Origin of the sequence: Streptomyces sp. SID5464, assembly GCF_009862985.1 — a bacterium.
Classification (GTDB): Bacteria; Actinomycetota; Actinomycetes; order Streptomycetales; family Streptomycetaceae; genus Streptomyces; species Streptomyces chartreusis_D.
Window position 1 is genome coordinate 26,341 of record NZ_WWIQ01000046.1, and the last position, 26,748, is coordinate 53,088.

A 26,748-nucleotide genomic window follows, 5' to 3' on the forward strand; every position below is an offset into this window, starting at 1 on the left:
CACCGGCACGATCACGTCCAGGTGACGACGGTCCGGTCGTCGATGAAGCCCATCATTCCCGCCAGCGTGGTGCGCCGGAGCGAGGGATCGGTGTTCGGCTCCACCGCGTGCACATGGTTGCCGTTGAAGACGTACACGTCGCCGGCGTTCACCTCGACCCACTTCATCTCGATCCCTTCGAGCGACGCCATCGGATACGGGGAGCCGGTGTGCTCCACCCCGAGGGCCGTCTTGCTCGTCACGTCCGCCTGGATGTTCCAGTAGGCGAGGCGGCCGCCGTTGCCGTTCTCCAGGCAGATGTTCAGCGCGCCGGTGGGTCGGTTGCCGACCTTCTGGATCTCGAAGTCGACCTGGCCGGGCTGCGTCAGCTGCGAGTTGTCGTCGTGCGGGGCGAGCGCGTACTCCCCCTGGCCGTGCCACGAGCGCAGCAGGGCCCTGCACCCCTGGCGGCCCTCGTGCTGCGCCAGCCGCACGGTCCCGCCCTCCTTCGCCAACGCGTCGGCGAGACCGCCGTAGAACGTGTCCAACGGGTTGTTCGGTACGTCCAGGTACTCGTCGAGCGCGGCTGCGATCTGCTCCGTCTCGTCCAGGTACTGGGCCGTCGGCTTCTGCCAGGTGTACGCGCCCATGTAGTAACCGGGAGCTTCGACCCCACGGGTCTGACGGTTCGGGTTGTTCCAGAACCGGTTCGCCAGCTCAGCACAGTCCTCGGGCTTGACCATGCCGCGGAAGATGACACCGGCTACCTTGCCGCGCAGCACGTCGAGAACGGCCTCCGGCTCGAAGGCCTGGTGCTCCCTCACCACGAAGTAGTCGGCGTCGCCGCTCCAACCGGTGACGGGCTTGATCGATTCGGCGTCTAAGGTAGCCGCGGCACTGGTGCTGCTCATCGCTGTATCCCACCTGTTGTTCGTCTTGATGTAGTCGGCGGAATCCACTCCGGGGACTCAGGATTTCTAATGGATTCCGCCACCGTGGACGAACACAACACAGGGGACGTGCGGCACCAAAACAGTGTCCTGCACGATGGTTGTGCGCCGGAAGGGTAGCGGGCCCGCACCATTGCGGTTCCCCGAAGTAAGACGGATTCACACGCGTCGCCCAAAGCAGGCCCGGGGTCCGAGAAATTGGCGAAATGATTCGCCGGATGTGCAGCGCGCTTATCCCCCGAAGCAAGCGGTCTGTGCAACTCTCTGAACCATACACGAGCCCTGATAACCATTCAAGAATGTTTTTCCCTCGGCGCGGTTCACGGAGAGTCAGGAGAATACGGGTGTACATGGACATCGCGGCCTGGACGGGGGTAGCCCCACAGGAGTCCGCAATCTCAGGCATCTACCTTCTTGTCGCCTGATGGCCGCACCCCCTTGTGGCCGGCTCGGCGACTGCCTCTTCGTGCTCGAAGCCGTGGTGCATGATGGCCCGCATGAACACTGATCACGCCCCCCTGGCCACCTCCTTTGACACCCGAGTGTCCGCCAGGGTGTCCGCGATAGCCGAGTCGATGACGTTGTCGATCGACGCCAAGGCCAAGGGCCTCAAGGCCGCCGGACGCCCGGTGATCGTCTTTGGTGCCGGCGAACCCGACTTCCCCACCCCCCAGTACATCGTGGAGTCCGCCGCGGAGGCCTGCCACGACCCCCGGAACCACCGGTACACCCCCTCCGGCGGCCTGCCCGCGCTGAAGAGCGCCATCGCGGCGAAGACGCTGCGCGATTCCGGCTACGAAGTGGAGTCGTCCCAGATCCTGGTCACCAACGGTGGCAAGCAGGCGATCTACGAGGCCTTCGCCACGCTCCTCGACCCCGGTGACGAAGTCATCGTCCCCGCGCCCTACTGGACGACCTACCCGGAGTCGATCCGGCTCGCGGGGGGCGTACCGGTGGACGTCGTGGCCGACGAGAGCACCGGGTACCGGGTTTCCGTGGAGCAGCTGGAAGCCGCTCGTACGGAGCGCACGAAGGTGCTGCTGTTCGTCTCCCCATCCAACCCGACCGGCGCCGTCTACTCCCGCGAGCAGGTCGAGGCGATCGGCCGCTGGGCCGCGGAACACGGCCTGTGGGTGCTCACCGACGAGATCTACGAGCACCTCGTCTACGGCGACGCGGAGTTCCATTCGCTGCCCGTCGTGGTGCCCGAACTCCGCGACAGGTGCATCGTCGTCAACGGTGTCGCCAAGACCTATGCCATGACCGGATGGCGCGTCGGGTGGCTCATCGGCCCCACGGACGTGATCAAGGCCGCGACCAACCTGCAGTCGCACGCCACCTCCAACGTGTCGAACGTCGCCCAGGCCGCCGCCCTCACCGCGGTCTCCGGGGACCTGACGGCCGTGAGGGACATGAGGGCCGCCTTCGACCGCCGCCGCCGGACGATCGTAGGGATGCTCAACGCCATCGACGGTGTCGTGTGCCCCACACCGGAGGGCGCCTTCTACGCCTACCCCTCCGTCAAGGCCCTGCTCGGCAAGGACATCCGCGGCAGGCGCCCGCAGAACACCGTCGAACTGGCAGAGCTGGTTCTCGACGAGGCAGAGGTCGCCGTCGTACCGGGAGAGGCCTTCGGCACCCCGGGCTACCTGCGGCTGTCCTACGCGCTGGGCGACGAAGACCTGGTCGAGGGCATCTCCCGCCTGGGCGCCCTCCTCGCAGAGGCCAAGGATTGACACGTCCCGCAACTCACTGCGGGCCCGCGCGACTTCACCCCCGGGAAAGCCGCCCCTGACGCCACTGGGAGACCGCCGCCGCGCGGTCTCCCAGTGGCGTTTTCGCTGAGCCCTCCAACCCCTCGCGCCGACGGTGAAGTTGCTCGGACAGGTAGGTGAAGTCCGTCCGGTTTCGGGCCCCGTCGGCTCGGCCCCCTGCCTGTCAGTGCCCCGGCTTCCCCCTCGCCGACCCGGCCGCTCACCCACAGCGTGCTGCCCGCGCGATCCACGGCGTTATCCGAAAACATTCGGCCTCACAACGCGAGATCTCGCCGAATTCAGGCGGTCTGACGAATCGGGCCAACTCGACATGCCGTGCAATATCTCTTGGTGGGACAACGCGATCACACTTGACATGGCCCTGTACGGTTGGGGCATGCTCGCTGAGCCGCCGAAAGATGAAGAGATATTAGGTCCCTTACCCAGGTCCTTTTCCCGGGCCGCGGTAATCGCCGCGCATCCCGATGACGCCGAGTACAGTTTCGGAGCGACGGTGAGCCGGCTTGCGTCCGAGGGCGTCGGCATCACCTACATCGTGTGCACGGACGGATCGCAAGGCGGCGAGGATCCGGAAGTTCCGGACGCACAATTGACGGAGACGCGGTATACAGAACAACGCGCCGCAGCCAAACACCTGGGCGTGGACGAGGTGGTTTTCCTCGGATTCCGGGACGGCAGCCTCACCAACGACATCGCACTGCGCAGGGCACTGACCCGGGAGATCCGGCGGCACCGTCCCGAACTGGTGCTGACCCACCAGCCCCTGCGCTCGCTGGTCTTCCCGATCGGCGCGTCGCACCCCGACCACCTCGCGGCGGGCGAGGCCGCGCTGAGCGCCGTCTATCCCGACGCGCGCAATCCGCGGGCGTATCCCGAGCTGCTCGCCGAGGGCCTGGCACCGCACGTGGTCGACGAGGTGTGGGTGCCGGGACACGAACACACCGATCTCTTCGTCGACGTCGGCACGCACGCCCAGCGCAAGGTCGAGGCGATCCTCTGCCACCGAAGCCAGTTCGCCGCGTCGGCGGACCCGCGCGCGGACCTCGCCTGGGTGACCGACCGTATGCGCACCAACGGGACGGCGGCGGGCTGCGCCCGTGCCGAGGCCTTCAAGCGCATCGTGACCGGGTCCCACGCCGCGCCCGGTCCGCAGGTCGCGCCGCGGCCGTGAGAAGCGGCACCTGTACATCTGGCAACAGGTAAGGAGTCGCCGTTGAAGGCGGTCATCCCTGCGAAGAACTCCTCCTCCAGAGTCCCGGGGAAGAACTTCCGGGCCTTCCACGAGGGCCGGTCCCTGTTCGACATCAAGGTCGGACAGCTCCTGCGCCACCTGCCCCCCGAGGACATCTACGCCAGCAGTGAGGATCCGGCGGTCGCCGAGCACACCGACCGTCTGGGCATCAACTTCCTGCCGCGCGAACCTCATCTGGCTCTGAACGAGACGCCCTACGCCCATGTGGTGAACGAGGTCTGCCGGCAGGTGCCGGGCGACGACGACATCGCCTGGTGCCATGTCACCGACCCCATGTTCGACGACATCGGCGCCTGCCTGAAGACCTGGGAGGACGTCCGCGAGGAGCACGACGCCCTGGTCGTCGTCTATCCCTTCCGGGCCTACCTCCTGGACACCGACCACCGGCCGATGGGATTCGGGTTCGGCCCCTGGCACACCCCGTCCCAGCAGCTCCCGGTCCGCTACGAACTCGGCTTCACCTTCTCCCTGCTCCGCCGGTCCACCGCCGTGACCCTGGGCCCGATCGGCGCGCGCCCGTACTGGTTCCACGCCCGCAACCGCCTGGTCGACATCGACGACGAGGACGACTTCGCGATGGCCCAGGTGATGTACGAGCGCCTCGCCCGGCCCGCCCAGTAACCGCTAGAAGGGGTACCCATGACCGATCTGGCGTCCGTCCTGCAGAACCGGGACGAACTGATCGCCACCATCTCCGCCGGAGCGGCCGAGCGGGAGCGCCACGGCACCGACCCGCACGACCAGGTGGACATGGTCCGCAAGAGCGGCCTGACCACGCTGACGCTGGACGAGTCCCTGGGGGGTCCCGGGGGCGGCGTCGTCGACCTCATGGCGTTCGTGATGGACCTCGCCGAGGCCGATCCGATCGTCGCGCACATCCTGCGCTCCCACTACCTCCAGCCGCAGATGCTCAGACGGCTCCCGCCGGGTCCCGTGCGCGACCGCTGGGCCAAGGAGATCCTCACCGGAAAGGTGTTCGGGAACGCCACCAGCGAGCGGGACGGCGCGCTGGGCACGGCCCAGTACGCGACGACACTGACCCCCTCGGGCAACGGGTGGAAGCTCTCCGGCGCCAAGTACTACAGCACCGGCACGGCCTTCTCCGACTGGGTGATGGTCGTCGCCCACCTCGACGACCGACGGGTCGCGAGGATCAACCTGCCGCTGGACCGGACGGGCATCGAGGTCCAGGACGACTGGGACGGCATCGGCCAGCACCGCACCGGGACCGGGACGACCCGGTTCACCGACGTCACCGTCACCGAGGACGACTTCGTCCAGGTGAGCGACCGGGACCAGCCCCGGATCGCCTCCGACGTCCCGCTGATGCAGCTCTACCTCCAGGCGCTCATCGCCGGCATCCTGCGGTCGGTCGTCACCGACGCACGCGACCTGCTCACCAGCCGTACCCGCACCTTCGACCACGCTCCGGCGCCGGTCCCCGCACAGGACCCGGTGCTGCTCGCCACCATCGGGCAGCTCTCGGCGACCGCCTACACCGTGGAGACGGCGGTACGCGCGGCAGCCGCGGACATCGACGCGGCCTACGACAGCGAACGCCGCGGCGACCCGGACCCCGAGCTGTTCGCCCGGGCCTCCCTGTCGGCGGCCCAGGTCAAGGTGCACGCCGACCAGGTGGGACTCACCGCCGCCGCGGCGATCTTCGACGTCGGGGGCGCCTCGTCGGCCAGCCGGTCCAAGAACCTCGACCGCCACTGGCGCAACATCCGCACCCTCACGCTGCACAACCCCACCTCGTACAAGGCGATCGCCATCGGCGACCTGCTGGTGAACAAGACCCCGCTGCCCGGCAACGGCTACTTCTGACGCGGCGGAGCCGGTCCCGGCGCCGGACGGCGGACCGGACCGGCCCAGATCCCAGGAAGGTGAACAACACAGGTGGAACACCATCTGCTCGCCGCGCCCCCGGCCGCACGTCTGGGCATGGGCTGCTGGGCCGTCGGCGGCCCCTTCTGGTCCGGTGACAAGCCCTTCGGCTGGGGCTCGGTCGACGACGAGGAGTCCGCGGCGGCCATCCGCCGCGCCCTCGACCTGGGCGTGACGTTCTTCGACACCGCGGACGTCTACGGCGCCGGGCACGGCGAACGCGTCCTCGGCAAGGCCCTGGCCGGGCACCGGGACGAGGTGCTGATCGCCACGAAGTGGGGCAACGTCTTCGACGAGACGACCCGTCAGATCGTCGGCCGGGACACCACGCCCGGCTATGTCCGCCGGGCACTCGAGGCGTCGCTGCGCCGGCTCGGCACCGACCACGTCGACCTGTACCAACTGCACATCGGCCAGGTGAGCCCCCGGCAGGCCGAGGACCTCACCGGCGTGCTGGAGGACCTGGTCGCCGAGGGCGGCATCCGCGCCTACGGATGGAGCACCGACGACCCGGCCCTGCCGCCGGCACTGGCCGGGCCCCACTTCGCCGCCGTACAGCACGAGGTGAACGTCCTCAGGGACGCACCGGAGATGCTCGCGCTGACCGGGCGCCGGGGCTGGACGAGCATCTGCCGGGGGCCGCTGGCCATGGGGCTGCTGAGCCCGAAGTACACCGCGGACACGCGCCTGAGCCGCGAGGACGTACGGGGCGACGAGCCCGAATGGCTCGTGTACTTCTCGGACGGCCGTCCCGACCCGCAGTGGCTCCGGCGCCGCGACGCGGTGCGCGAGGTCCTGACCTCCGGCGGACGCACCCTGGTCCAGGGGGCCCTCGCCTGGCTCTGGGCACGGGCGCCGCACTGCCTGCCCGTCCCCGGCTTCCGCACCGCGGCGCAGGTCGAGGAGAATGCCGGGGCGCTGGCGCACGGCGCGCTCACACCCGCGGAACTCCGGGACATCGACCGGATACTCGGCCGCGCGGTCCCCCTCGGCCACGACTCGTCCGTCTGACGCACAGGTCAGTCGAGCGAGCGCATTCACACCGGCACGCCGTCCGGCACCCACGGACGGAATGACCGCGCATACCTGCATAAGGAGTTCACATCAATGGGGGAGCAACTTGTAGCGATCGGCCAGGCGCTCACCGAGCGCACCTGTGCCGACGCCGCAACGGCCCGGCTCATCGAGGCCGAACTGGCACGCCAGGCCACCACCGTCAACCTGATCGCGGCCGCCAACCATCTCAGCCCGGCCGTCAGCGCGGCCATGCACCCGGCGCTGGAATCGATCCACTGCGAGGGATACCCCGGGCGCAGGTACCACGAGGGCCAGGAGGCCGCCGACGGACTGGAACGGCTGGCGACCGAGCGGGCCCGCCGCCTGTTCGGCACCGAGCACGCCAATGTGCAGCCGTACCGGGGCACCATGGCGAACCTCGCCGCGGCCGTCGCGGTACTCGAACCCGGTGACACCCTGCTGGGCCTGGAAACCGCCGCAGGCGGCCACTACACGACCGGTGGCTCGCTGCACCTCATCGGCCGGATGTTCCGCGTCGTCCCCTACGAAGTGGCGGCGGACACCGGTGAACTCGACTACGACGCCATCGAGGCCGCCGCTCGCGAGGAGCGCCCGCGCGCCATCTTCTGCGGCGACACCTCCTACCCGCGGCTGTGGGACTACGCGGCACTGCGCTCCATAGCCGATGCCGTGGGCGCGGTCCTCGTCGCGGACGTCTCACAGTCCGCCGGACTCATCGCCGGTGGCGCGATCCCCAGCCCCGCACCGCACGCCGACATCATGACCGCCGCCACGTACAAGACGCTGCGCGGGCCGCGCGCCGGCCTGATCCTGACGAAGAAGCGTTACGCCAAGGCCGTCGACCGGGCCGTCTACCCGGTCTGCCAGGGCGGTACGAACGTCCGGGTCCTGGCCGGCATCGCCACGGCGCTCGGGGAGGCCCTCACCGACGGGTTCCGCGCCTACTCCCGGCAGGTCGTGGAGAACAGCCGGGTGCTCGCCGGTGAACTGGCCTTCCTGGGCCTGGACCTGGTCACCGGCGGCACGGACAACCACGCCTGCCTGGTCGACGTGAGGCCGCTCGGACTCACCGGCGACGCGGCCGCACGGCTGCTGGCGTCGGCGGGCATTCTCTCCAACGGCAACCAGATCCCCCACGACCCGAACCCGCCGCGCACGCCGAGCGGACTGCGCCTGGGGACGGCGGCCGTCACCTCGCTCGGCATGACCCCCACCGGGATGGCGGAGGTCGCGGAACTCGTCGTGCGGGTGCTGCGGGACGGCCCGCCGGCGGTGGACAAGGTCCGCCTGAGAGCGGCGGAGATCCGCCGGGAACTCCACCGGCCGGACGACGACGCGTGGATGTGCGCCGACACGGAGGACCTGGTCTGATCATGGAACCGAACCTGAGGGAACCGAACCCGACGGCAGCGGAGCTGGTCGTCGAGGACGTCTCCGTCGTCGACGTCGTGGCCGGATCGGTCCGGCACGGACTCGACGTCCGGGTCGACGGCGCCGGGATCATCGCCGCCGTGACGCCCCACGAGCCGTCCGCCGCACCCGAGAGTCCCACGGCCCGCCGCCTCGACGGGCGGGGCAAGTACCTCGTGCCCGGCCTCATCGACTCGCACGTGCACATCGCCTTCAACGGATTCCTCGACGTACGGCCCGACTTCACCCGCACGCTCAAGCAGTTCCTGCTGCACGGCGTGACGAGCGTGGTCGACTTCTTCACGGCCGGCGGCGACTTCCCCGGCTCCTCCGCGGAGACCGTGCGTGACGACGTGAACGCGGGCCGCTTCCTCGGCCCGCGCATGCTCACCTCCTACGGCTGCCTCAACGCCCCGGGCGGCTTCTGCGACTGCTCCGTCGGCGACGCCGCGTCCGCCGTCGTCACGGAGGAGGACGTCGTCCGGGAGATGGACCGCATCACGGCGGTCCGGCCCGACTTCGTCAAGATCGTCTACGACGACGTGTTCGGCACCCTGCCCAACCTGACCAAGGAGATGCTGGGCGAACTCGTCGCGTCGGCACACGCGCGCGGCTTCCGCGCGGCCGTCCACGTCGCCTCCGGGCAGCACGCCGCGGACGCCGTCGAGGTCGGCGCCGACATCATCGGCCACGGCATCGTCGACGACGTACCCGACGGCCTGATACCCCAGCTCGTCGACCGCGGCATCATGGTGATCCCGACGCTGGCCTCCTACGAGTCCCGGTCGCTGGAGCGATGGCGCATCGCGCTGCCCCCGGACTCGCCCCCCGAGGTGGTCGACCGCTACGTCAGGACGCGGCACAGCCTGTACGAGAAGAACGGTCAGCTCCCGCTCTACCGCGAGGCGTTCGAGCAGTCGCTGAAGGTGCTCGGGCAGATGGTGGACAGCGGGGTCACGGTCGTGGCCGGCTCGGACGCGGGCACCTGGTACACCTTCCCCGGCGACTCCCTGCTGCGCGAGCTGGCGCTGTACACGCAGGCCGGTCTCGCCCCCGCGCGAGCCCTGCGCATGGCCACCAGCGACGCCGCGGCGGCGTGGGGCTTCGCCGACGAGCGCGGCACCGTCGAAGTGGGCAAGCAGGCCGACCTCCTGCTGGTCGACGCCGACCCGCTGGCGGACATCGAGGCGCTGCGGAGCAGGTCGGCGGTGGTGCTCGGCGGACAGGTGCTGGATCTCGACGCCCTCGCCGCGGACGTCGTCGGCGGACCTGTGCTGTCGGCACCGGACCTGGGCGACGAGGTGCCGTGCAGCCCGCACCACCTGCGCAGGAAGCCCACGTCGACCGGCTGATCCGGACCAGGACACACAAAGGCGCCGGTGGCCACCGGGGGGGAATCCCTCGTGGCCACCGGCGCCTCTTCGGATCACACGGCGGCGACGAGCCGGTCGAGGGCCTTGCTCAGGCGCTCGGGCGACTGGGCGAAACAGATCCGGAAGTACCCCTCGTAGCCGGGGCCGAAGGCCGTTCCCGGAGCCAGCCCGACGCCGGCCCGGGCCACGAGTTGCTTGGCGTACTCCAGGTCGTCGTCGACCCCGTCGATCCGGAAGAACGAGTAGAACGCCGCCGGCACGTGCGGAACCCGGAACCGGTCGTTGCCCTTGAGCGCGTCCATGACGAGGTCGCGGCCCAGGGCGCAGCGGGCCCGCATCTCCTCGACGAACGGCTCTCCCTCGTGGATCGCTGCGACACCGGCGTGCTGCACGAAGGTCGCGGAGCCGGTGCTGTTGATGGCGCTGAGGTTGCCCACCTGGTGGGCGAGCGCGGCCGGGTGCACCAGCCAGCCTAGGCGCCAGCCCGTCATCGACCACGTCTTGGAGAAGGACTGCACGACGAACAGCGCGTCGTCGTCGTGCGCCACCTCCAGGAACGACGGGGTGGCGACGGAACCGTCGTACACGATGCGGTTGTAGACCTCGTCGGCGATGACCCAGGTGCCCCGCCGCCGGGCGAGGTCGAGCAGGGCGCGCTGCTCGGCCGACGTCAGGGTCCAGCCCGTGGGGTTGCCGGGCGAGGCGACGAACACGGCGCGGGTGCGGTCGTCGCAGGCGTCGTCGACCCTGGAGAGGTCCAGGGACCACCCCTCGGGCGAGGCGTCCAGCCCGACGAAACGGACGGTGGCGCCCATGGACTCCACGGCGATCGGCACGTTCGGCCAGACCGGCGCCACGACCACCACGTTGTCACCGGGCTCGACCAGGCACTGGAGGGCGATCATGATGGACGTCATGCCCGACGACGTCGCGCTGATCCGCTCCGAGTCGAGGTCGAGGCCGTGCGTGCGCTTGTGGTACGCCTGGATCGCCGAGCGCAGCGGGGCGATGCCGCGGCGGTCCGCGTAGAGCGTCTTGCCCGCCTCCATCGCCGACGCGGCGGCCTGCCGCACGACGGCCGGTGTGGGGAGATCCGACTCCCCGAAACAGAGGCTGATCGCGTCCGGGTAGTCGCGGCAGACGCGGTTCACCTCGACGATCCGCTGGGTGCGCATGTGCCGCAGCGCCTCGCGGAAGGCCAGGGTGCTCTGCTGCTGAGCGTGAACCATGAAGGCTTTCTCCTTGGTGACGGACCGTGTGGTGCGAGGGCGGTCGGCGGTGGGGGAGGGGCGGGACGGCGTCACCTGACGCGGGGCAGACGGATCAGCGACCACGGGCTGGGCATCTCTCCCACGGGCACCTCGATCACCGTCGGCCCGTCGGCCCGCCGGAAAGCGTCCTCGATCGCGGCCGCCAGTTCGCCGGGGCCGTCGGCCAGGACCCCGCGCGCGCCGAAGGACTCGGCGAGCGCCACGAAGTCGGGATTGTGCAGGTCGGTCGCCACGGTCATGCCGAGCAGACTCCGCTGGGACCGGGCGATGTTCGCGTAGCAGTTGTCGTTGAACACCACCGCGACCACGGGGATGTCGTGCTGAACGGCGGTGGCCAGTTCCGTCGCCGTGTAGAGGAAGCCGCCGTCACCGGAGACCGACAGCACCGGCCGCCCCGGGTGCGCCACCTGGACCCCGAGGGCGGTGGCGAAGCCGAACCCCAGTCCGCCCTGATAGGTGGCCGGCACATAGGTGGAGGGCCGGTACACCGGGAACGCCACCCGCGCGGTGTAGCCGACCTGCGTCAGCTCGTCCACGAAGAAGCCGTCCCGGGGGAGGGCACCGCGCATCGCCCGGAGGAAATCGACCTGCGGCACCAGCCGGGCGAGATCGGCCTCGACGCCACGCTGGGCCTCCTTCACCTCGGCCAGCCACGCTTCCCGGTCGTCGAGGTCGCCGAGCCCGTCCAGCAGGGCCCGCACCGTCTCGGCCGCGTCGGCGACGAGGGCGACCTCGGGCGGCGCCACCCGCTCGATCTCCTCGGCGTCGAGGTCGACCCGTATCACCTTCACCCGGTCGTCGAGTCCCCATTCGACCTGCGGCCGCATGAAGCGTGTGCCGATGGCGAGGACGACGTCCGCCCGGGGCCACAGCCGGTGCGCGGCCGGGTACGCGATCGAGAGGTCGTGGTCGTCGCTCACGATGCCACGACCGCCCAGCTCGGAGGTGACGGGTGCTCGGAGGCGCTCGGCGAGCCGGGTGATCTCAGCGGGGCAGCCCCGCGCCCCGCTGCCCACGAACACCATCGGCGCCCGGGCGGACTCCAGCAGTTGCAGCGCGGCCTCGACGGCACCCGGATCGGGCGACCGGTCGGACTCCGGATCCGTCCAGGTGTCGGGTGCGGTGACGGGAGCGGACAGCACATCGGCCGGTACCTCGACGGCCACGGGCCGGGGGCGCCCGGTGCGCAGGCGGTGGAAGGCCGCGCCGAGGACGCTGGTCACCGACTCGGGCGTCTCCACCCGGCCCGCCCATCCGGTGACCGCCTTGAGGACCCCGAGCTGGTCCGGGATCTCGTGCGGGACGCCGAAGCCGCGCCCGAGCGCTTTCGTCGGGATCTGACCGGCGAGGCAGAGCATGCGGGCGTCGCCCGAGTAACCCAGGGCGAGGCCGGCGGTCGAATGCAGCACGCCGGGCCCCGAGATGACGGCGTGCACGCCGATCCGCCCGGTCGACCGGGCGTAGCCGTAGGCCATGAAAGCGGCGGCCTGCTCGTGCCGGGCGGGCACGATGCGGATGTCCGTCCTGGCGATGGCGCCCATCAGTGGGTCGATCTGTTCACCGGGAACGGTGAAGACCACCTCCACGCCCTCGGCCACGAGCTGTGCGGCCATGTGTTCCGCGACGGTCGCCGCGGCCGGCGCATGCGCCATGTTCCACCTTCCCTGCGTTCGGTCACGGGGCGTCAGTCGACGGACGGCCCCTGGGCGTTGAGCTTCCTGAGCAGCGCGCCGTCGGCCACCGTCTCCCCCTGGGGCCCCTCGAAGGTGAACCGCAGCCGGGGCAGACAGTCGTCGAGGGCGCGCCACATCTCCTGCGGCGAGCCCGCGGACCCGGCGATCCGGTCCAGGAAGAGCGACCGCATGTCGTCCGGCAGGGCGCTGCCCGGCTTGACGAACTGGCTGTACGTCTCGATGTGCGGGTGCGGCCGCAGCGACCGCGTGCCCTCCACGGCCGTCAGCCGGGTGACGCCGAGCGGCGGCTGGTTGTAGTACTGGAAGTGGATGCCGTCGCGCACGGTCACGTCCAGGTCCGGCGTCACCCCCAGGGCGGCGTCGGCGGCCACCCTGATCATGTCGATGCCGAGGGCCCGCCGGTAGAGCTCGGCGATGTTGCCGCCCAGCCGTCCGTTCACCTCCAGCACACGAGGACCCCGGTCGGTCAGCTTGATCTCCGTGTGGGTGACGCCGTACGCGCACCCCAGGGCGCGCAGCGCCGCCTCGGCCAGCTCCAGGACGTCGCGCAGCAGGGGAGAGGGCAGGACCGCCGGGTGGAACTGGCCGGTCTCCCGGAAGGGGTACGCCAGGGGCAGTTTGCCGGTGACGCCGACATGCCGGACGGAACCGGCCGAGCACACGGACTCCACGGACACGTAGTCGCCGTACGGGGCCGTGTCGCCGCCGGCGAGGTACTCCTCGACAACCAGCCGCGTCTCGTGGCCGGTCCGGTCCCGGTCGAGCAACCGGGCCACCAGGTCACGGCCTTCCGCCTCGTGACGGACGAGGGACGTGTTCCGGCTGCCCTTGCCCCGGCTGGGCTTGACGACCAGGGGGAAGGCGAGGCCCCGGACTGCGGTGTCCCAGTCGGCGGGCGTCTCCACCAGCCGGTGCCGGGCACCGGCCACCCCTGCCTCGTCGAGGAGCCGGCGCTGGACGTCCTTGTCGGTGAGCGCCCGCGCGGTGGGCCGGTCGTGGAACGGCAGGTCCAGTTCCGCGGCCAGCGCCGCCCCCACCTCCACTCCCCAGTCCCCGAACGCGACGAGGCCGGTCACCCCGGCGGCCCTGAGGCCGGCCGCGTCCCCGGCCGGGTCGCCGGTCAGCGCCACGACGGTGCCGGCCGACTCCAGCAACGGGACGCACCGCCGCGCATAGGGGTCGTCGCCCACCAGGAACAGGAGGTCCCCGTACGACTCCAGCGAGGTCACCAGCTCGCCCGCGGTCGCGGCGGCCTGCTCGAAGACGATGGCGAGACTCATTCCCTGCCTCTCGGACGACACGGTGGGGGAGGACGAAGATCAGCCGGCTCGCCGGGTCAGCTTCTCCCTGATGAGGGCGACGACCTCGGGATCACGGAGCGTCGGGCGGGGCAGGTCCACGCCGTGGTCGACCCAGAGGGTCTCGGCTTGCGGCAGCACCGAGAGCCAGTTGCGCTCCGTGTCCTCGCGGTCCTTGACGTCCTGCACGATCAGCACGGGTCCGTCGTAGGGCCGGGGCTCGTACTGGTGCAGGGCCAGGGCGAGCGCCGACCACTGCACCTGGAGGCGCGGCAGGTCCTGCGGACCGAGCCGGTCGTCGTACCAGCCCTCCTTGCGCATCCGGGAGAACACCTCGTCGAGGCTCTCGTCGCCCACGAGGGAGAACTGGGCGGCCAGGGACTCCAGGCGGTACCGGGTGATCTCGTCCAGGCCCCAGCCGTAGCTGACGAACCGTTCCAGCGCTGAGGGCTTCACCATCGCCAGGACGGCCACCTCCTGGCCCCTGGCCCGCAGCCGGCGGGCCAACTCGTAGGCGACCACGGCCCCGTGGCAGTGCCCCGCCAGGTGGTAGGGCCCCTCCGGCTGCTGCTCCAGCAGCTCCACCAGGTAGCGGTCCGCCATGTCGGCGACCGTGGTGACCGGCCGGATGTCACCCCGGAACCCGGGCGCCTCGAAGCCGTACACCGGGCGCCCGGCACCCCAGGCACTGGTCGAACTCCACACGAATCCCGCGTCGTTGCCCCAGTGGACGATGAACAGGGGCTCACCGTCGCCCTCGCGCACCAGGGGGAAGAGGCAGCGCGGCGCGTCCGGGGCCCAGGTGCTGCGGTGGGTGCTCCAGAGGTCGTCGGCACTGAGGAAGAGATCCGGTGGGGCCTGCGTGGCGGCGGCCGGCTCCGGCGGGTTCGCGTCCGCCAGGTACCGGGCCAGCGCGGCCGGGGTGGGGTGCCTGAACACGGCCGCGGCCTTCAGGTCGAGACCGTGCCCGCGAAGATCCAGGAGGACCTCCACCACCAGCAGCGAGTCGCCCCCGATCTCGAAGAAGTCGTCCGTCGGCAGCACGTCGGTGTCCAGCAGCCGGCTCCAGACGCCGCAGATGATCTCCTCGGTCTCGCGGACCGTGCGCTGCTCGGGACTCATGAGGTGGTGCCTCCTTTGAGGGGTGCCTGTTCCGCGGCGCCACCGCTCTGCGCGGCGGCCACCGTCCGTGCGATCAGTTGCCGGTGCGCCCGGCGGGCCAGCGGGATCGCCACGAGGCCGCTCGTGACCAGCGCGCCGGCCAGCAGCCACCAGCCCGTCGGGGCGTGCTGGATCACGACGAAGGTGACCAGTCCCGGCCCTACCACGTCCTGGAGGGCCGCGCCCAGCGAGAACGCGCCGAGGTGACCGCCGCGCCCGCCGATCGGCGAGAGCTCGAAGCCGAGGCCCCAGCTCGCCGCCGACTGGACGACCTCGCCCAGCGTGAGCAGGACGGTCGCGGCGATGAGCAGGGCGATCGCCGTCCCGCCGTCGAGGCCCTGGGTGAGGGCGAAGACGGCACAGGACCCCGCGACGACGACGCCCGAGACCGCGAGCGAGGCGGTCGCCCCGGGCACGGACTTCGACCAGCGGCTGAGCGGAACCTGGGTCGTGATGACGAGGACGGTGTTGACGAAGAGCAGGAGGGAGACCACGGAGCCGTGGGTGCCGGTCCGCTGGACCACCCACAGGGGGATCGCGATCTCCAGGATGCTGATGTGCAGCCCGAGGAATCCGGTCACGAACCCCAGGAGCACGAAGTCGGTGCCGGGCCTGGCGGGCGGCACGGCGACGTCCTTGCGGACCTGCTGGTGGGGCACCGGCAGCCGGGCGGTCACCTGGGACACCAGCAGGTAGCACACCGCCACGCCCAGCAGCATGGCCACGAACGGACCGCGGTCGGTGAGCGCGATGACGGGAGCGGCGGCCAGCACGCCCACGGAGACACCGGCGTTGAAGGCGCTGCGGGTCAGCGCCTGCACCCGCACCCGCTGATCCGCTCCCACCACGTCCGCGACCAGCGCCTGCCAGGCGACCTGGCCGCCACGGGTGGCCGCACCCAGCAGCGCGGCGGCCACCAGGAACAGCCAGAAGGACTCGATCGTCGCCAGCGCGGCCACCAGGACGGCCTTGGCGAGTTGCAGCGCCACCGCGGTGCGCCGCGCGCCGATCTCGTCGATGAGCCGGCCCAGCGGCACGGCGGCCAGGAAGCCCATGGCGCCGGCCACGGACAGCGCCAGGCCCACCTGGCCCACCGAGAGCCCCAGCACCCGGGTGAAGTAGATGATGCCCGCCGCCGAGTACATGCCCTGGCCCAGCGCCGTGAGCAACGCGCCCGCGACCAGGGCGTGGTACGGCCGGGCTCTTCGTCCGAGTCGTCGCGCGATGCTCACGGGCGGCCGTTCCGGCCGGCGCCGGCCAGGCCGAGCAGGGCGTTGCGGTCGAGCTTCCCCGACAGGGTCAGGGGCAGGTCGTCAAGGAACGCGAACCGCCGCGGGACCATGTGGGCGGGCAGCCGTGTGGCGAGATGCCGGCGCAGCGCGGCTTCCGCCGGCCGGCCCGGCTCCCCGTCCCGCAGGACGACGCAGGCCAGCAGCGTCGCTCCCTGCGCGGAGTCGTGCGCGATCACCGCGGCGTCCCGCACGGTGGGGTGGTCCCGCAGCGCGGTCTCGATCTCGCCGGGTTCGATACGGAAGCCGCGTACCTTCACCTGCTGGTCGTTGCGCCCGAGGTATTCCAGTTCCCCCGACTCCGTCTCCCGCCCCAGGTCGCCGGTCCGGTAGAACCGCCGTGGTCCGTCGTCCGTGTCCAGGGTGAGGAACCGCTCGGCGGTGAGTTCCGGCCGGTTGAGGTAGCCCTTCGCGACCCCCTCCCCGGCGATGTACATCTCCCCTGCCTCGCCCGCCGGCACCGGCCGCATGTCCCGGTCGCGCAGGCTGATGACGACGTGGGGGAGCGGCCTGCCGACGGGTGCCGTGCCCTTCCCGTCCAGGTCCTGCCCGGTCAGGAACCTGATGGTGGAGTGGACGGTCGTCTCGGTGATGCCGTACATGTTCACCATCACGGGCGGACGCGGCGCCGTGTGCCGTACGAACTCACCGACGAGGTCCAGGTCCAGGCTCTCCCCGCCGAAGACGACGTAGCGCAGCGACAGGTCCGGGGCGGCGGCGCCGGCCATCCGGCACAGTGCCCGGAACGCGGAGGGCACCTGGCTCAGGACGGTGACGCGTTCGCGCTCCAGGAGGTCGAGGAACTCCTCCGGTGCCCGTGCCGTCTCCGCCGGGACACACACCGCGGTGGCACCCGTGAGGAGGGCACCCCACAACTCCCAGACGGAGAAGTCGAAGCAGGCCGAGTGGAACAGCGTCCAGCGGTCTGCCGGCCCGACGTCGAACAGGGGCAGCGTGTGACGCAGGAGGGCCAGCACATTGCCGTGGCTGACCACACAGCCCTTGGGCAGGCCGGTCGACCCGGACGTGTAGATGACATAGGCGGACGCGTCGGCTTCGATCTCCCCGGCGGGCGGCGCGCCGCCGTCGTGTCCCGCACCGGGATCGACCACCCGCAGCGCGCCGAGCCCGCACTGGTCCACGGTCTTCGGGTCTCCGACGACGATCTCCAGAGCACAGTCCCCGACCGCGTGCCGCAGGCGGCTCTCCGGATAGGCCGGGTCCAGCGGTACGTAGGCGCAGCCCGCCTTCAGCACCCCCAGCAGTGCGGCGGGCGTGCTCACGGACCGGTCGATCACGACACCCACCAGCTGCCCGTCGACCGCGCCCCGCGCCCGCAGCCGGGCCGCGATCCGGTCGGAGAGGTCATCGAGCTCGCGATAACCGAGCACGTTCTCTTCGTCCTTCACCGCGATGTCGTCCGGGTGGTGACGGGCCACGACGCGAAATGCGCCGGCGAGTGAAGTGGCCTCGGCCGACCACGTCTCGACCACGGATTGCGCGGCAGACGAGCTTTCCATCGCGAATGCCCTCTCAACGAGCTCATGGCCGCCTGCTGTCGAGCCAGGCGTGTCGATTCTCCGGTGCCGTCTGCCTCGGCCGTGGTTTCTAGCGGCGCGTGGAACCGTGTGCGGAATCGATCGAATACTGCGGTGAACCGTGCGGGGAAAAGTGCTGGAAATTCAGGGTGGCGTACCGGCCCTGGTAATACAGCAGAGGCCGTACGTGCGGCTGGGCGCCGAGGTGACGGACCGCCGCGACCACGATGGTGTGGTCACCGCCGTCGTACTCCGCGTGCAGGGTGCAGTCCAGCCAGGCGACGGCCCCGGTCAGCCGGGGTGCGCCCAGTGGCGTGGTGCTCCATTCGACGCCCGCGAACTTGTCGGTGCCGGACCGGGCCAGCTGCGCGCTGAGCTGCTGTTGGCCCTCGGCGAGAACGCTGACGCAGAAGGTGCCGATCTCACGGATCCGGGGCCAGCTCGTCGAGGTGCGGGCCGGGCTGAAGAGCACCAGCGGCGGGTCGAGCGACAGCGAGGCGAACGACTGGCAGGTCAGCCCCTTCGGGCCGTCGGGTCCGAGCGCGGAGACGACGACCACACCGGTACAGAAATGCCCCAGGACTCCGCGGAACAGCGCGGTGTCGGCAACGGCAGCCTCGGGATGCGTGTCCAAGGAGGCGGTTACGCGGCGGGCTCGCCGGCCCGGGCGACCCGCCCGGTGGAGCGCCAGAAGGCCCAGCCGCACAGGAACTCGATGGGCAGTCCGTGCGCGCCCAGGACCGAACACACGTGGGTCCGGTGGTCGTTGCCGTGCTGGATCGCCTCCAGCAGGATCAGTGGCCGGGCGCCGGGCACGGCGGGCCAGGGATCGCGGGCCGGCAGCGTCACGTCGAGGGACTCGCGCTGTGCGAGCACTTTGCGCCAGCGTTCGGACTGACCGCCCCAGACGGAGTGCAGTTGCTCCAGGGTGAAGTCCTCGTCCTCGGTCACCGGGACCTCGGCCCGCTCACCCGTCAGACGCTGGAGAAGACGCTGATCCTCCGCGATGATGTGCGTGATCGTCGGGACGATTGCGCCGTAGGTTCCCGGAGTGGATAACTCCAGTTGTTCCGGCGTGAGTGTCTGGCAGTGCTCGATGAGTGTTCGGGTCGCCCATAGGTGATGCTCGAAAATGATCTCAAGGTCGTCCACGGCAGGCATGTTAGGGAACCACTTACGACCGGGGCAACCGTTTCTCTTGTTCCGTGTGTCGTCAACTGGTCGGAACGCAGGACGATTTCGGCCACTTTCTTGGAAAGACGTTCTCGCAGGTTTCAGGTTGGAGATGTCATGTTGCGTCGTGTTTTGCTGTTCGCCGCACGCCAGGACCGTGTGCACACGGCATTGCGGGCACTGCCCGCGTCCAGAGCCGTGGTCGACCGGTTCGTCGCCGGGGAGACGCCGGCCGAGGCGGTCGCCGGAGGCTCGGCACTCGTCGCCGAGCGGCTGTGCGTCACGTACAACTCCCTGGGCGAGTACGAGACAGACCCGGCCCGGACGCTCCGGACACGGGACGCCTTCGTCGCGTTCGCCGGCCGTCTGGCGGACGCGGGTCTCGGCAGCGAGGTGAGCGAACTCTCCGTCAAGCTCTCGGCGTTGGGGCAGCTGAACGGCCCCGGCGGCCCCGCGCGGGCCCTCGACCACGCACGGGTCGTCTGCGCCGCCGCGAAGAAGGCCGGGGTGCTGGTCACCCTCGACATGGAGGACCACACCACCACGGACTCCACCCTGGAGATCGCACGGGAACTGCGCCGGGACTTCCCGCTGACCGGCGTGGCGGTCCAGGCCGCACTACGGCGCACGCCCGCCGACTGCGCGGACCTCCAGCGCGCGGGCGCTCGCGTACGCCTGGTCAAGGGCGCCTACCGGGAACCGGCGTCGGTGGCGTTCCAGCGGCGCGCCGACGTCGACCGGGCCTTCGTCCGCTGCCTGCGCACCCTCTTCGCGGGGGACGCCCGGCCACTGGTCGCCACCCACGATCCGCGGCTGATCGGCATCACCACGGAACTCGCCCGGCGTCACGGGCGTCGACCGGGGCAGTTCGAGCACCAGATGCTCTACGGCGTGCGGGGCGGCGAACAGCGCCGCCTGGCGGCGGCGGGCCACCGGGTGCGGGTCTACCTGCCGTTCGGGCCGGAGTGGTACGGCTACTTCACCCGGCGCCTCGCCGAGCGCCCCGCCAACACCCTGTTCTTCCTGAGGGCGCTGGCACGGCCGAGCTGAGCATCGCGTACGAACCCGTTCACCGCAGTGCCGACGGGCACTGCGGTGAACGGGTTCCGCGGGGCAGGCGGGACTTCGCGGACACTCCCTAAGGGGTGGTCAGCCCTCCGACCAGTTCGTCCAGCCGGCCGGCGAGCTGGTCCGAGACGCGGGTGAGCGGCAGCCGGCACTCGGCGGAGCGGATCAGCCCGAGACGCCACAGGCAGTACTTCAGCGGCATCGGGTTCGACTCGCTGAACAGGGCTGGGATCATGGGGCTGATGCCCCGCCAGGACGCCCGCGCCTTCTCCAGGCGCTCGTCGGCGAGCGCCTCCATGATCTCGACGAACGTGGTCGTCGCCAGGTGGGCCGAGGCCAGGATGCCGCCGGCGGCGCCGTTTACGACACTGGTGAAGTAGAGCGGATCCTCGCCGGTCAGCACGGCGAGGTCGTCCGGGGCGCGGTGCAGCAGATCGAGGCTCTGCAGGACGTTCCCCGTGGCGTCCTTGATGGCCCGGATGTTGGGCACGGTGGCGGCCAGTCCGAGGAGCGCGTCGTTCGACAGGTTGACGCCGGTCCGGTAGGGGACGTTGTAGGCGATCACCGTCCGCTCGGTCTCAGCGGCCACGGCCCGGAAGTGCTCTACCAGCCCGTCGGGGGACGGCCGGTTGTAGTACGGCGTGACGACCAGGTAGCCGGCCAAGTCCATGGACTCGTACGAGGCGACGCCCCGCGCCACGTGCTTGGTGGAGTTACCGCCGACACCGACGTAGACGGGCAAGTCACCGGCCACGGCGTCGAGGGCCGCGGCGACGAGCGACCTCTGCTCGTCCGGCTCGATCGTCGGGCTCTCGCCCGTCGTGCCGAGCAGGACGAATCCGGCGATCCCGAGGCCCTTGTAGTGCTCGACCAGCCGCCGCAGCGACTCCATGTCGACGGCGCCGTCGTGAAACGGCGTCACGAGCGGGAGATACACGCCCTCCAACTTGTTCACCCGTCAGCCTCCATCATGTGTGTCCGGGCAGAGAGGTCGGTCAACGACCTCGATCGGTCCGGCCGTTGAGGCGCCGAGCGTACCGAACCGGAGGTGCCCCGAAGGGGCGTGCAACATCCCATTCGGCGGGGATCGTGCCTCCTTGTTCCGGCGGCCTATCCGTGTCGGACACAAATATGATCCCGGACCCGCCTGGCCGAGCGCGAGGGCCGGAACAAGACTTGCTGCGCCGCTCCTTGCAAGCCGTCGTGCGTCTCGCGGCAGAAGAGCGTCCGCACGCCATCACCAGGAGATGATCTTGGGCTCGAACGTCCTGTTGCTGCATGTCATGAAGAACGTCCTGCCGGACCGGATCCGCACCGCCGAGGAGATCGGCCACCTCACGGTGATCACCGAGCCGGGGCACGTACAGCAGTACGGCCCCGATGTGGACGTCCACACCGTCCCGAGCGTGCAGAACCTCGAGGTGATGCGGGCGAAGGTGCTCGAGATCCTGCGTGAGCGCCGCATCGACCGCATCTTCGCCCCGTTCGAGCTCGGCCAGTCGGCGGCGGGCTACCTCCGCTCGTACTTCGGGCTGCCCGGCACCGGCCTGGACGTGGCCAACAACTTCTCCAACAAGTACGTGATGAAGCAGCGCTTCGCGGCCGGAGGGCTGCCCGTCACCGGCTTCCGGCTGGTGGCCGGTCTCCACCAGGTCCCGGAGGCCGCCGCCCACCTGGGCTGGCCCCTGGTGATCAAACCGATGATCGGCGGCGGTTCCATCAACGTGAGCGTCATCCACGGACCGGAGCACTTCGAGGAGTTCTGCCGGACGCCGGCCGCGGAGCGCGTCAGGGCCCTGCCCGTGCCCCTGCTCGCCGAGCGGTTCGTGGAGATGAGCGCGGAGTACCACTTCGACGCCATCGTCGAGAACGGACAGGTCCTCTTCTCCGTCGGGTCCCGCTACACATCCCCCGTCCTCACCCGGGACGGTTTCCTCGGCTCGTGCATCCTGCCGCCCGACGACCCCACACGGCAGCGCATGACGGAGATGCACGCGCAGGCGGTGAGCAGCCTCGGGCTGGATTCCGGCGTGACGCACATGGAGTTCTTCGAGACGTCCGACGGCCTGATCGCGGGGGAGATCGCCTGCCGGCCCGCGGGCGGCCTGTTCCCCGAGTCCATCCGCATGCACACCGGCGCCGACCTGTGGCGCGCGTGCCTCGAGCTGGCCCTGGGCCTCAGCCCGAAGCTGGAGCTCAAGGACGAGGAGGGCGTGCTGGCCCACTGCCATCTCCCCATCTCCCCCGGACGGATCGTCGAGCAGACGACGGAGGAGGAGCTGGCCGCGCTGCCGTCCGTCGTCCGGGTCGACATGCTCCGCAGGAAGGGCGACGTCGTCCCGGCCCACCTGAACTCCGCCTCCGCCAGCGCCGTCGTCTACGTCCGGGCCGACCGCCCGGAGGAGGCCGAGGCGGCGATCCGGCGGGTCGTGGAGGAATACCGGATCGACATCGTGCCCGAGGAGGTCTGACCGGTCAGGAGCCCCGGCCCGCGCCGGGGACCTCCCACATGTCCACACAGTCCGTTCCGCCCGAATTTGATGGCTCGCGGCACTTTCTCCTGCCTTCCTGATTAGGTCCTGCCGCTTGATGATCGCTCGTCGGCCTCCACTCCCGCCGCGGGCGATGGCAGCATCGCCGTGGGAAGCGACGCCACCAGCAGAACTTCCCACGGATAGTCATCGCGGCCGTAAACCTTGCGGTTCGCGTTCGGCCCTCTCCCCGCTTCGAAAGTGTCCATGCCGTACAGCCAAACCCGTGCGCATCGTCAGGCGGACCACACTCAACGCACCGGACTTCGACTGGAGCCGTTCCCCGGGGTCTTCTACAACACGCGAGACTCCCGCACGGCATCCGCGTTCATCGCCTCCTCCACCGAGGCGGGGACGGCCGCCCGGCGCGCGACCGACGTCCTCGCCGGCCTCCCCCCGCACCACGTCCTGCGCCTCGTCCTGCCCCCGCCGGAGGCCCGTGATCCCGGCGAGTCCGGGCGCCTGCTCCGGGCGTGGCTCTCCCGCGGGGTCCTGCGGGCCGACACCCGACCGGCGTTCTACGCCTACGAACAGCGGGACCCGTCGGGAGCGACGCTGCGCGGCGTCATCGGCGCACTGCGCGGCGGCCCGCACGCGTACAGCGGGGTGGCCCCGCACGAGGACGTCTCGGCGCACGTCGTCGACCGCCTCGTCACGACGCTGGCCGGGCTCCGGGCCGATGTCGAACCCCTGATGCTCTGGTACCGGGGCACCGGAACCATGGCTGCGACCATCGCGGCCGCCGCCGAGCGCCCCGCCCTGCTCGAAGCGGTCACCGGCCACGGCACCCTGCACCGGCTGTGGGCGGTCACCGACGAACGGGAGATCGCCGCCGTCCAGGACGAACTGGCCGCGGGCCAGGCCGTGATAGCCGACGGACACCACCGCTTCTCGGCCCACACCCGGCTTCGCGAGCGGCCGCCGGCACACGCCCGGCCCGCCGGATTCTGGGACCACAGCCTGGCGCTCCTCGTCGACATGGAACAGCATCCGATGACGCCGCGTGCCTTCCACCACGTGATCCGCGGCCTGCCACTGGACGCCGCCCTGCGACGGCTGGGCCCGGCCCATCCGCACGAGGTCTGCGAGGGCACCCTGTCCTCCGCCCTCGCACGGCTGGCCGCCCGCCATGACGACCGGGTCGCGCTGCTGAGCGACGGCGAACGCCACTGCCTCACCCACCTCCGTCCGGAGCCTGGCGGAGCCGGCCTCACCGACGCCGAGCTGGCGGCCCGTCACTTCCTGCCCCGGCTCCGCTCAGGCAGCACGGTGGACTCCGAGCCCCTCGGCTCCGCCGAGGACGCCGTGGCCGAGGCGGCCCGCGGGGGCGGATGCGCCGTGCTGCTCAACCCACCCGGCGCAGCGGACATCCACCGCGTCGCCCTCGCCGGGCGCCGCCTGCCCAGGAAATCGACCTACTTCCCGCTCAAGCCGCCGCTCGGCCTCGTCATGCGCGTGCACACCCGGCCCGAGTCCCGACCGCTGAAGGAGAAAACCATGTCTCATCCCTCGCCCGACCTGACCGCCAAGCACGATGCCGTCCACGTCGTCGTGGCGCCTCCCCGCACCGCGTCGACGGCCTTCGCCCGGGTCCTGTGGAACAACCCCGCCGTCGGGTACTACGCCCACGAACCCTTCGAGGCCGCCTACTTCGACGGACACGGCCCCGAACACGCCTGGGAATCGGTGCGCAACGCCGTCGACCTCTCGGCGGTCGTCGGCGCCAAGAGCGGAAACTCCCTGCTGATCAAGGAGATCGCCTTCCAGGCGGGCGACCGCATCGGCGAACTGCTCGCCGTGGCGACCTCCGTGCCCGTCTTCCTGATCCGCGACCCGCGGCTGACCATAAGCTCCCGCCGCGAGGTGAAGCGCAGGGCCGGAAGCACGCTGGAGTTCCCCCTGGCCGAGACCGGCTGGCAGGCCCTCGAAAGCCACATCGCGCACTGCCGGGACAACGGCATCGACTACGTCCTCGTCGACGCCTACGACTTCCGCTCCAGGCCGGACTCCGTCATGAGCCAGGTCAGCGCCCGCCTGGGCCTCGACTTCGACCCCGCCCAGCTCACCTGGGAACCGCGCCCGGACCTGACGCTGAGCAACCACCGCACCTCGGGCGTCGACCACTTCTTCACCCGTGTCCTCAACAGCAAGGGCATCGAACCGCCCGTGGAGACGGTGCCCGAGCTGACGGAGTTCCCCGAGGACGGCGGCCTTCGCGCACACGTCAGCTGGGCCCTCGACCTGTACCAGCAGCTGCGCCAGGACCCCAAGCGGATCGTCCCCCAGTCCTGACTCCCCGTCTCACCGTCCGAGGTGCGGCACGCACATGAGTCATCCCCACGATGTTTCCCCGAGAGTCACAGGCGGTTGAGCGCAGCATGCCCACGATTCAGTCTCCGGACGAGCTGATCATCGACGACCTCTACGTGAATCTGGAGCCGATCCTTCGCAGGCAACTGCTGCTCAAGTGCGAGGGATTCAACTTTGCCGGTTCCGTCAAGCTCAAGGCCGCTACGTCCATGGTGGACGCCGCGGAGCGCGAGGGCAGGCTCAGATCCGGGTCCGTACTCGTGGAGTCCTCCTCGGGGAATCTGGGAGTCGCCCTCGCGATGGTGGCCGCCAGCCGGGGCTACCAGTTCGTCTGCATCACCGACCCCAGGTCGAACGCCACCACCAGGTCCCTGATCGAGGCCTTAGGCGCGCGGGTCGTCCTCATCACCAAGCCCGACGCCACGGGCGGCTACCTCGGATCCCGCATCAGCTACGTCCAGGAACTCTGCCGGAACAACCCCGAGTTCGTCTGGCTCAACCAGTACGCCAGCCAGTACAACTGGCGCGCGCACTACGAACTCACGGCCCCCGCCATCGACAAGCAGCACCCCTGCCTCGACTACCTCTTCGTCGGCGCGGGCACCACGGGCACCCTGATGGGCTGCGCCCGCTACTTCAAGGAACGCAGGCCCGAGGTACGCATCGTGGCGGTCGACAGCGTCGGCTCGGTCACCTTCGGCAGCACACCGGCGCCGCGCTACATCCCGGGTCTCGGCACCAGCAGGCGGCCGGACATCCTCGACGAGGGCCTGGTGGACGAGGTCCTGCTCGTCGACGAGGCCGACACCGTCGTCACCTGCCGCGAACTGGCCCGCCACGGCTACCTGTTCGGCGGCTCCACGGGAACGGTGGTCAGCGCCGCACGCAACCGCCTCCCCGAGGGAGGGGACGCCATCGCGGTGGCCATCGCCCCCGACCTCGCCGACCGGTACGTCGACACCCTCTACAACGACGCCTGGGTGATCGAGACCTACGGCCCGCTCGCCGGCCTGCACACCGAAGCCTCCCCGGAACTTCCCCTCTAGGCCTCCTGCCGGCGCTTCCGCACGGCAGCCGACACCTGACCCCCACGACGGAGAGACCCAGTGAACGTGTCCACCCAGCCCCTCGGCCTGCCCACCACGACGCCCCCGGCCGCACCGCACCACCACCCCGGTGCCACCGTCTGGCTGACGGGCCTGCCGAGCGCGGGCAAGACGACCATCGCCTCGGCCGCCGCCGGGATCCTGCGCTCCCGGGGCCTGCGCGTGGAAGTGCTCGACGGCGACGAGATCCGCACCTTCCTGTCGGCCGGCCTCGGCTTCAGCCGCGAGGACCGGCACACCAACGTGCAGCGCATCGGCTACGTCGCCGATCTGCTCGCCCGCAACGGCGTCATCGTCCTCGTCCCGGTGATCGCGCCGTACACCGACAGCCGCGAGACGGTCCGCAGCCGCCACGAGGCGACCGGCACCCCCTACCTGGAGATCCACGTGGCGACTCCGGTGGAGGTGTGCAGCGAGCGGGACGTGAAGGGTCTGTACGCCAAGCAGGCCGCGGGTGAGCTGAAGGGGCTCACCGGGGTCGACGACCCGTACGAGCCGCCGGTCGCCCCCGATCTGCGGCTCGACACCCAGTCGCTGACCGTGGAGAAGTCGGTGACGGCGGTCATCGACCTCCTCGCCGAGAGGGGACTCGTCTGATGGCCACCACGGTGGCGCCCGTCGGAACCCGCGACACCCTGCACCGGA

22 protein-coding genes are annotated in these 26,748 nt (G+C 70.6%); 12 read left to right on the forward strand and 10 right to left on the reverse strand.

Annotation, left to right across the window (positions count from 1 at the left end; translation table 11 throughout):
* Window positions 1-11: 11 nt before the first annotated feature.
* Entirely contained in the window at window positions 12-890 is an 879-nt protein-coding gene (locus tag GTY47_RS22450; RefSeq protein WP_010047319.1) for a hypothetical protein, read from the reverse strand.
* 536 nt (window positions 891-1,426) lie between these two features.
* Between GTY47_RS22450 and GTY47_RS22455 the strand changes: the two genes are divergently transcribed.
* The 7 genes from GTY47_RS22455 (at window position 1,427) to GTY47_RS22485 (ending at window position 9,643) form a co-directional block, all read left to right on the forward strand.
* On the forward strand, window positions 1,427-2,665 hold the full coding sequence (locus GTY47_RS22455; RefSeq protein WP_029181695.1) for a pyridoxal phosphate-dependent aminotransferase: 1,239 nt from the start codon (window positions 1,427-1,429) through the stop codon (window positions 2,663-2,665).
* A gap of 415 nt (window positions 2,666-3,080) precedes the next feature.
* Entirely contained in the window at window positions 3,081-3,875 is a 795-nt protein-coding gene (locus GTY47_RS22460) for a PIG-L deacetylase family protein (protein ID WP_078602973.1), read from the forward strand.
* Between the two features lie 42 nt (window positions 3,876-3,917).
* Window positions 3,918-4,577, forward strand: coding sequence for a hypothetical protein (locus GTY47_RS22465; protein ID WP_010047324.1), 660 nt, complete (start codon window positions 3,918-3,920; stop codon window positions 4,575-4,577).
* An 18-nt stretch (window positions 4,578-4,595) separates the two neighbouring features.
* Complete coding sequence (locus tag GTY47_RS22470; RefSeq protein WP_010047326.1) at window positions 4,596-5,783, forward strand: acyl-CoA dehydrogenase family protein; 1,188 nt, start codon at window positions 4,596-4,598, stop codon at window positions 5,781-5,783.
* Between the two features lie 117 nt (window positions 5,784-5,900).
* Window positions 5,901-6,854 (forward strand): aldo/keto reductase, encoded by a 954-nt coding sequence (locus tag GTY47_RS22475; RefSeq protein ID WP_050810332.1) that lies wholly within the window; start codon window positions 5,901-5,903, stop codon window positions 6,852-6,854.
* Between the two features lie 96 nt (window positions 6,855-6,950).
* Window positions 6,951-8,252, forward strand: coding sequence for a serine hydroxymethyltransferase (locus tag GTY47_RS22480; RefSeq protein WP_010047330.1), 1,302 nt, complete (start codon window positions 6,951-6,953; stop codon window positions 8,250-8,252).
* 2 nt (window positions 8,253-8,254) lie between these two features.
* Window positions 8,255-9,643 (forward strand): amidohydrolase family protein, encoded by a 1,389-nt coding sequence (locus tag GTY47_RS22485; protein WP_010047331.1) that lies wholly within the window; start codon window positions 8,255-8,257, stop codon window positions 9,641-9,643.
* 74 nt (window positions 9,644-9,717) lie between these two features.
* Here the strand turns inward: GTY47_RS22485 and GTY47_RS22490 are convergent, their stop codons facing one another.
* From GTY47_RS22490 to GTY47_RS22525, 8 genes are all read right to left on the reverse strand, one after another.
* Window positions 9,718-10,893 (reverse strand): pyridoxal phosphate-dependent aminotransferase, encoded by a 1,176-nt coding sequence (locus tag GTY47_RS22490; protein ID WP_010047333.1) that lies wholly within the window; start codon window positions 10,891-10,893, stop codon window positions 9,718-9,720.
* Between the two features lie 71 nt (window positions 10,894-10,964).
* Entirely contained in the window at window positions 10,965-12,587 is a 1,623-nt protein-coding gene (locus GTY47_RS22495; protein ID WP_010047335.1) for a thiamine pyrophosphate-dependent enzyme, read from the reverse strand.
* A gap of 32 nt (window positions 12,588-12,619) precedes the next feature.
* Window positions 12,620-13,909 (reverse strand): ATP-grasp domain-containing protein, encoded by a 1,290-nt coding sequence (locus GTY47_RS22500; protein ID WP_010047338.1) that lies wholly within the window; start codon window positions 13,907-13,909, stop codon window positions 12,620-12,622.
* A 39-nt stretch (window positions 13,910-13,948) separates the two neighbouring features.
* Entirely contained in the window at window positions 13,949-15,049 is a 1,101-nt protein-coding gene (locus GTY47_RS22505; RefSeq protein ID WP_010047340.1) for an alpha/beta fold hydrolase, read from the reverse strand.
* Window positions 15,046-16,320, reverse strand: coding sequence for an MFS transporter (locus GTY47_RS22510; RefSeq protein WP_010047341.1), 1,275 nt, complete (start codon window positions 16,318-16,320; stop codon window positions 15,046-15,048). Before GTY47_RS22510 ends, GTY47_RS22505 begins: the two co-directional genes overlap by 4 nt.
* Window positions 16,317-17,897 carry an amino acid adenylation domain-containing protein gene (locus GTY47_RS22515; protein WP_040904247.1) on the reverse strand — a complete coding sequence of 527 codons (1,581 nt, stop codon included), beginning with the start codon at window positions 17,895-17,897 and terminating at the stop codon, window positions 16,317-16,319. The genes GTY47_RS22510 and GTY47_RS22515 overlap by 4 nt, the downstream gene beginning before the upstream one ends.
* Before the next feature lie 88 nt (window positions 17,898-17,985).
* Window positions 17,986-18,549: a flavin reductase family protein gene (locus tag GTY47_RS22520; protein WP_102514965.1), complete on the reverse strand. Its 564-nt coding sequence runs from the start codon at window positions 18,547-18,549 to the stop codon at window positions 17,986-17,988.
* A gap of 8 nt (window positions 18,550-18,557) precedes the next feature.
* Window positions 18,558-19,067 (reverse strand): DinB family protein, encoded by a 510-nt coding sequence (locus GTY47_RS22525; protein ID WP_158688467.1) that lies wholly within the window; start codon window positions 19,065-19,067, stop codon window positions 18,558-18,560.
* Between the two features lie 138 nt (window positions 19,068-19,205).
* On the opposite strand from GTY47_RS22525, the gene GTY47_RS22530 reads away from it, so the two are divergent.
* A complete protein-coding gene (locus tag GTY47_RS22530) occupies window positions 19,206-20,138 on the forward strand; it encodes a proline dehydrogenase family protein (RefSeq protein WP_029181697.1) in 933 nt (310 codons plus the stop codon).
* An 88-nt stretch (window positions 20,139-20,226) separates the two neighbouring features.
* On the opposite strand, the gene dapA is transcribed toward GTY47_RS22530, so the two are convergent.
* Window positions 20,227-21,111 carry a 4-hydroxy-tetrahydrodipicolinate synthase gene (gene dapA, locus GTY47_RS22535; RefSeq protein WP_010047349.1) on the reverse strand — a complete coding sequence of 295 codons (885 nt, stop codon included), beginning with the start codon at window positions 21,109-21,111 and terminating at the stop codon, window positions 20,227-20,229.
* Between the two features lie 298 nt (window positions 21,112-21,409).
* On the opposite strand from dapA, the gene GTY47_RS22540 reads away from it, so the two are divergent.
* The 4 genes from GTY47_RS22540 to cysC all read left to right on the forward strand — a co-directional run bounded on the left by GTY47_RS22540 (window position 21,410) and on the right by cysC (window position 26,700).
* On the forward strand, window positions 21,410-22,627 hold the full coding sequence (locus tag GTY47_RS22540) for an ATP-grasp domain-containing protein (RefSeq protein ID WP_158688468.1): 1,218 nt from the start codon (window positions 21,410-21,412) through the stop codon (window positions 22,625-22,627).
* A 267-nt stretch (window positions 22,628-22,894) separates the two neighbouring features.
* Window positions 22,895-24,979, forward strand: a complete 2,085-nt coding sequence (locus tag GTY47_RS22545; RefSeq protein ID WP_010047353.1) for a DUF1015 family protein — start codon at window positions 22,895-22,897, stop codon at window positions 24,977-24,979.
* An 86-nt stretch (window positions 24,980-25,065) separates the two neighbouring features.
* Window positions 25,066-26,043: a 2,3-diaminopropionate biosynthesis protein SbnA gene (gene sbnA, locus GTY47_RS22550; protein ID WP_010047354.1), complete on the forward strand. Its 978-nt coding sequence runs from the start codon at window positions 25,066-25,068 to the stop codon at window positions 26,041-26,043.
* An 87-nt stretch (window positions 26,044-26,130) separates the two neighbouring features.
* Window positions 26,131-26,700, forward strand: a complete 570-nt coding sequence (gene cysC, locus GTY47_RS22555; protein WP_029181698.1) for an adenylyl-sulfate kinase — start codon at window positions 26,131-26,133, stop codon at window positions 26,698-26,700.
* Window positions 26,701-26,748 lie beyond the last annotated feature (48 nt).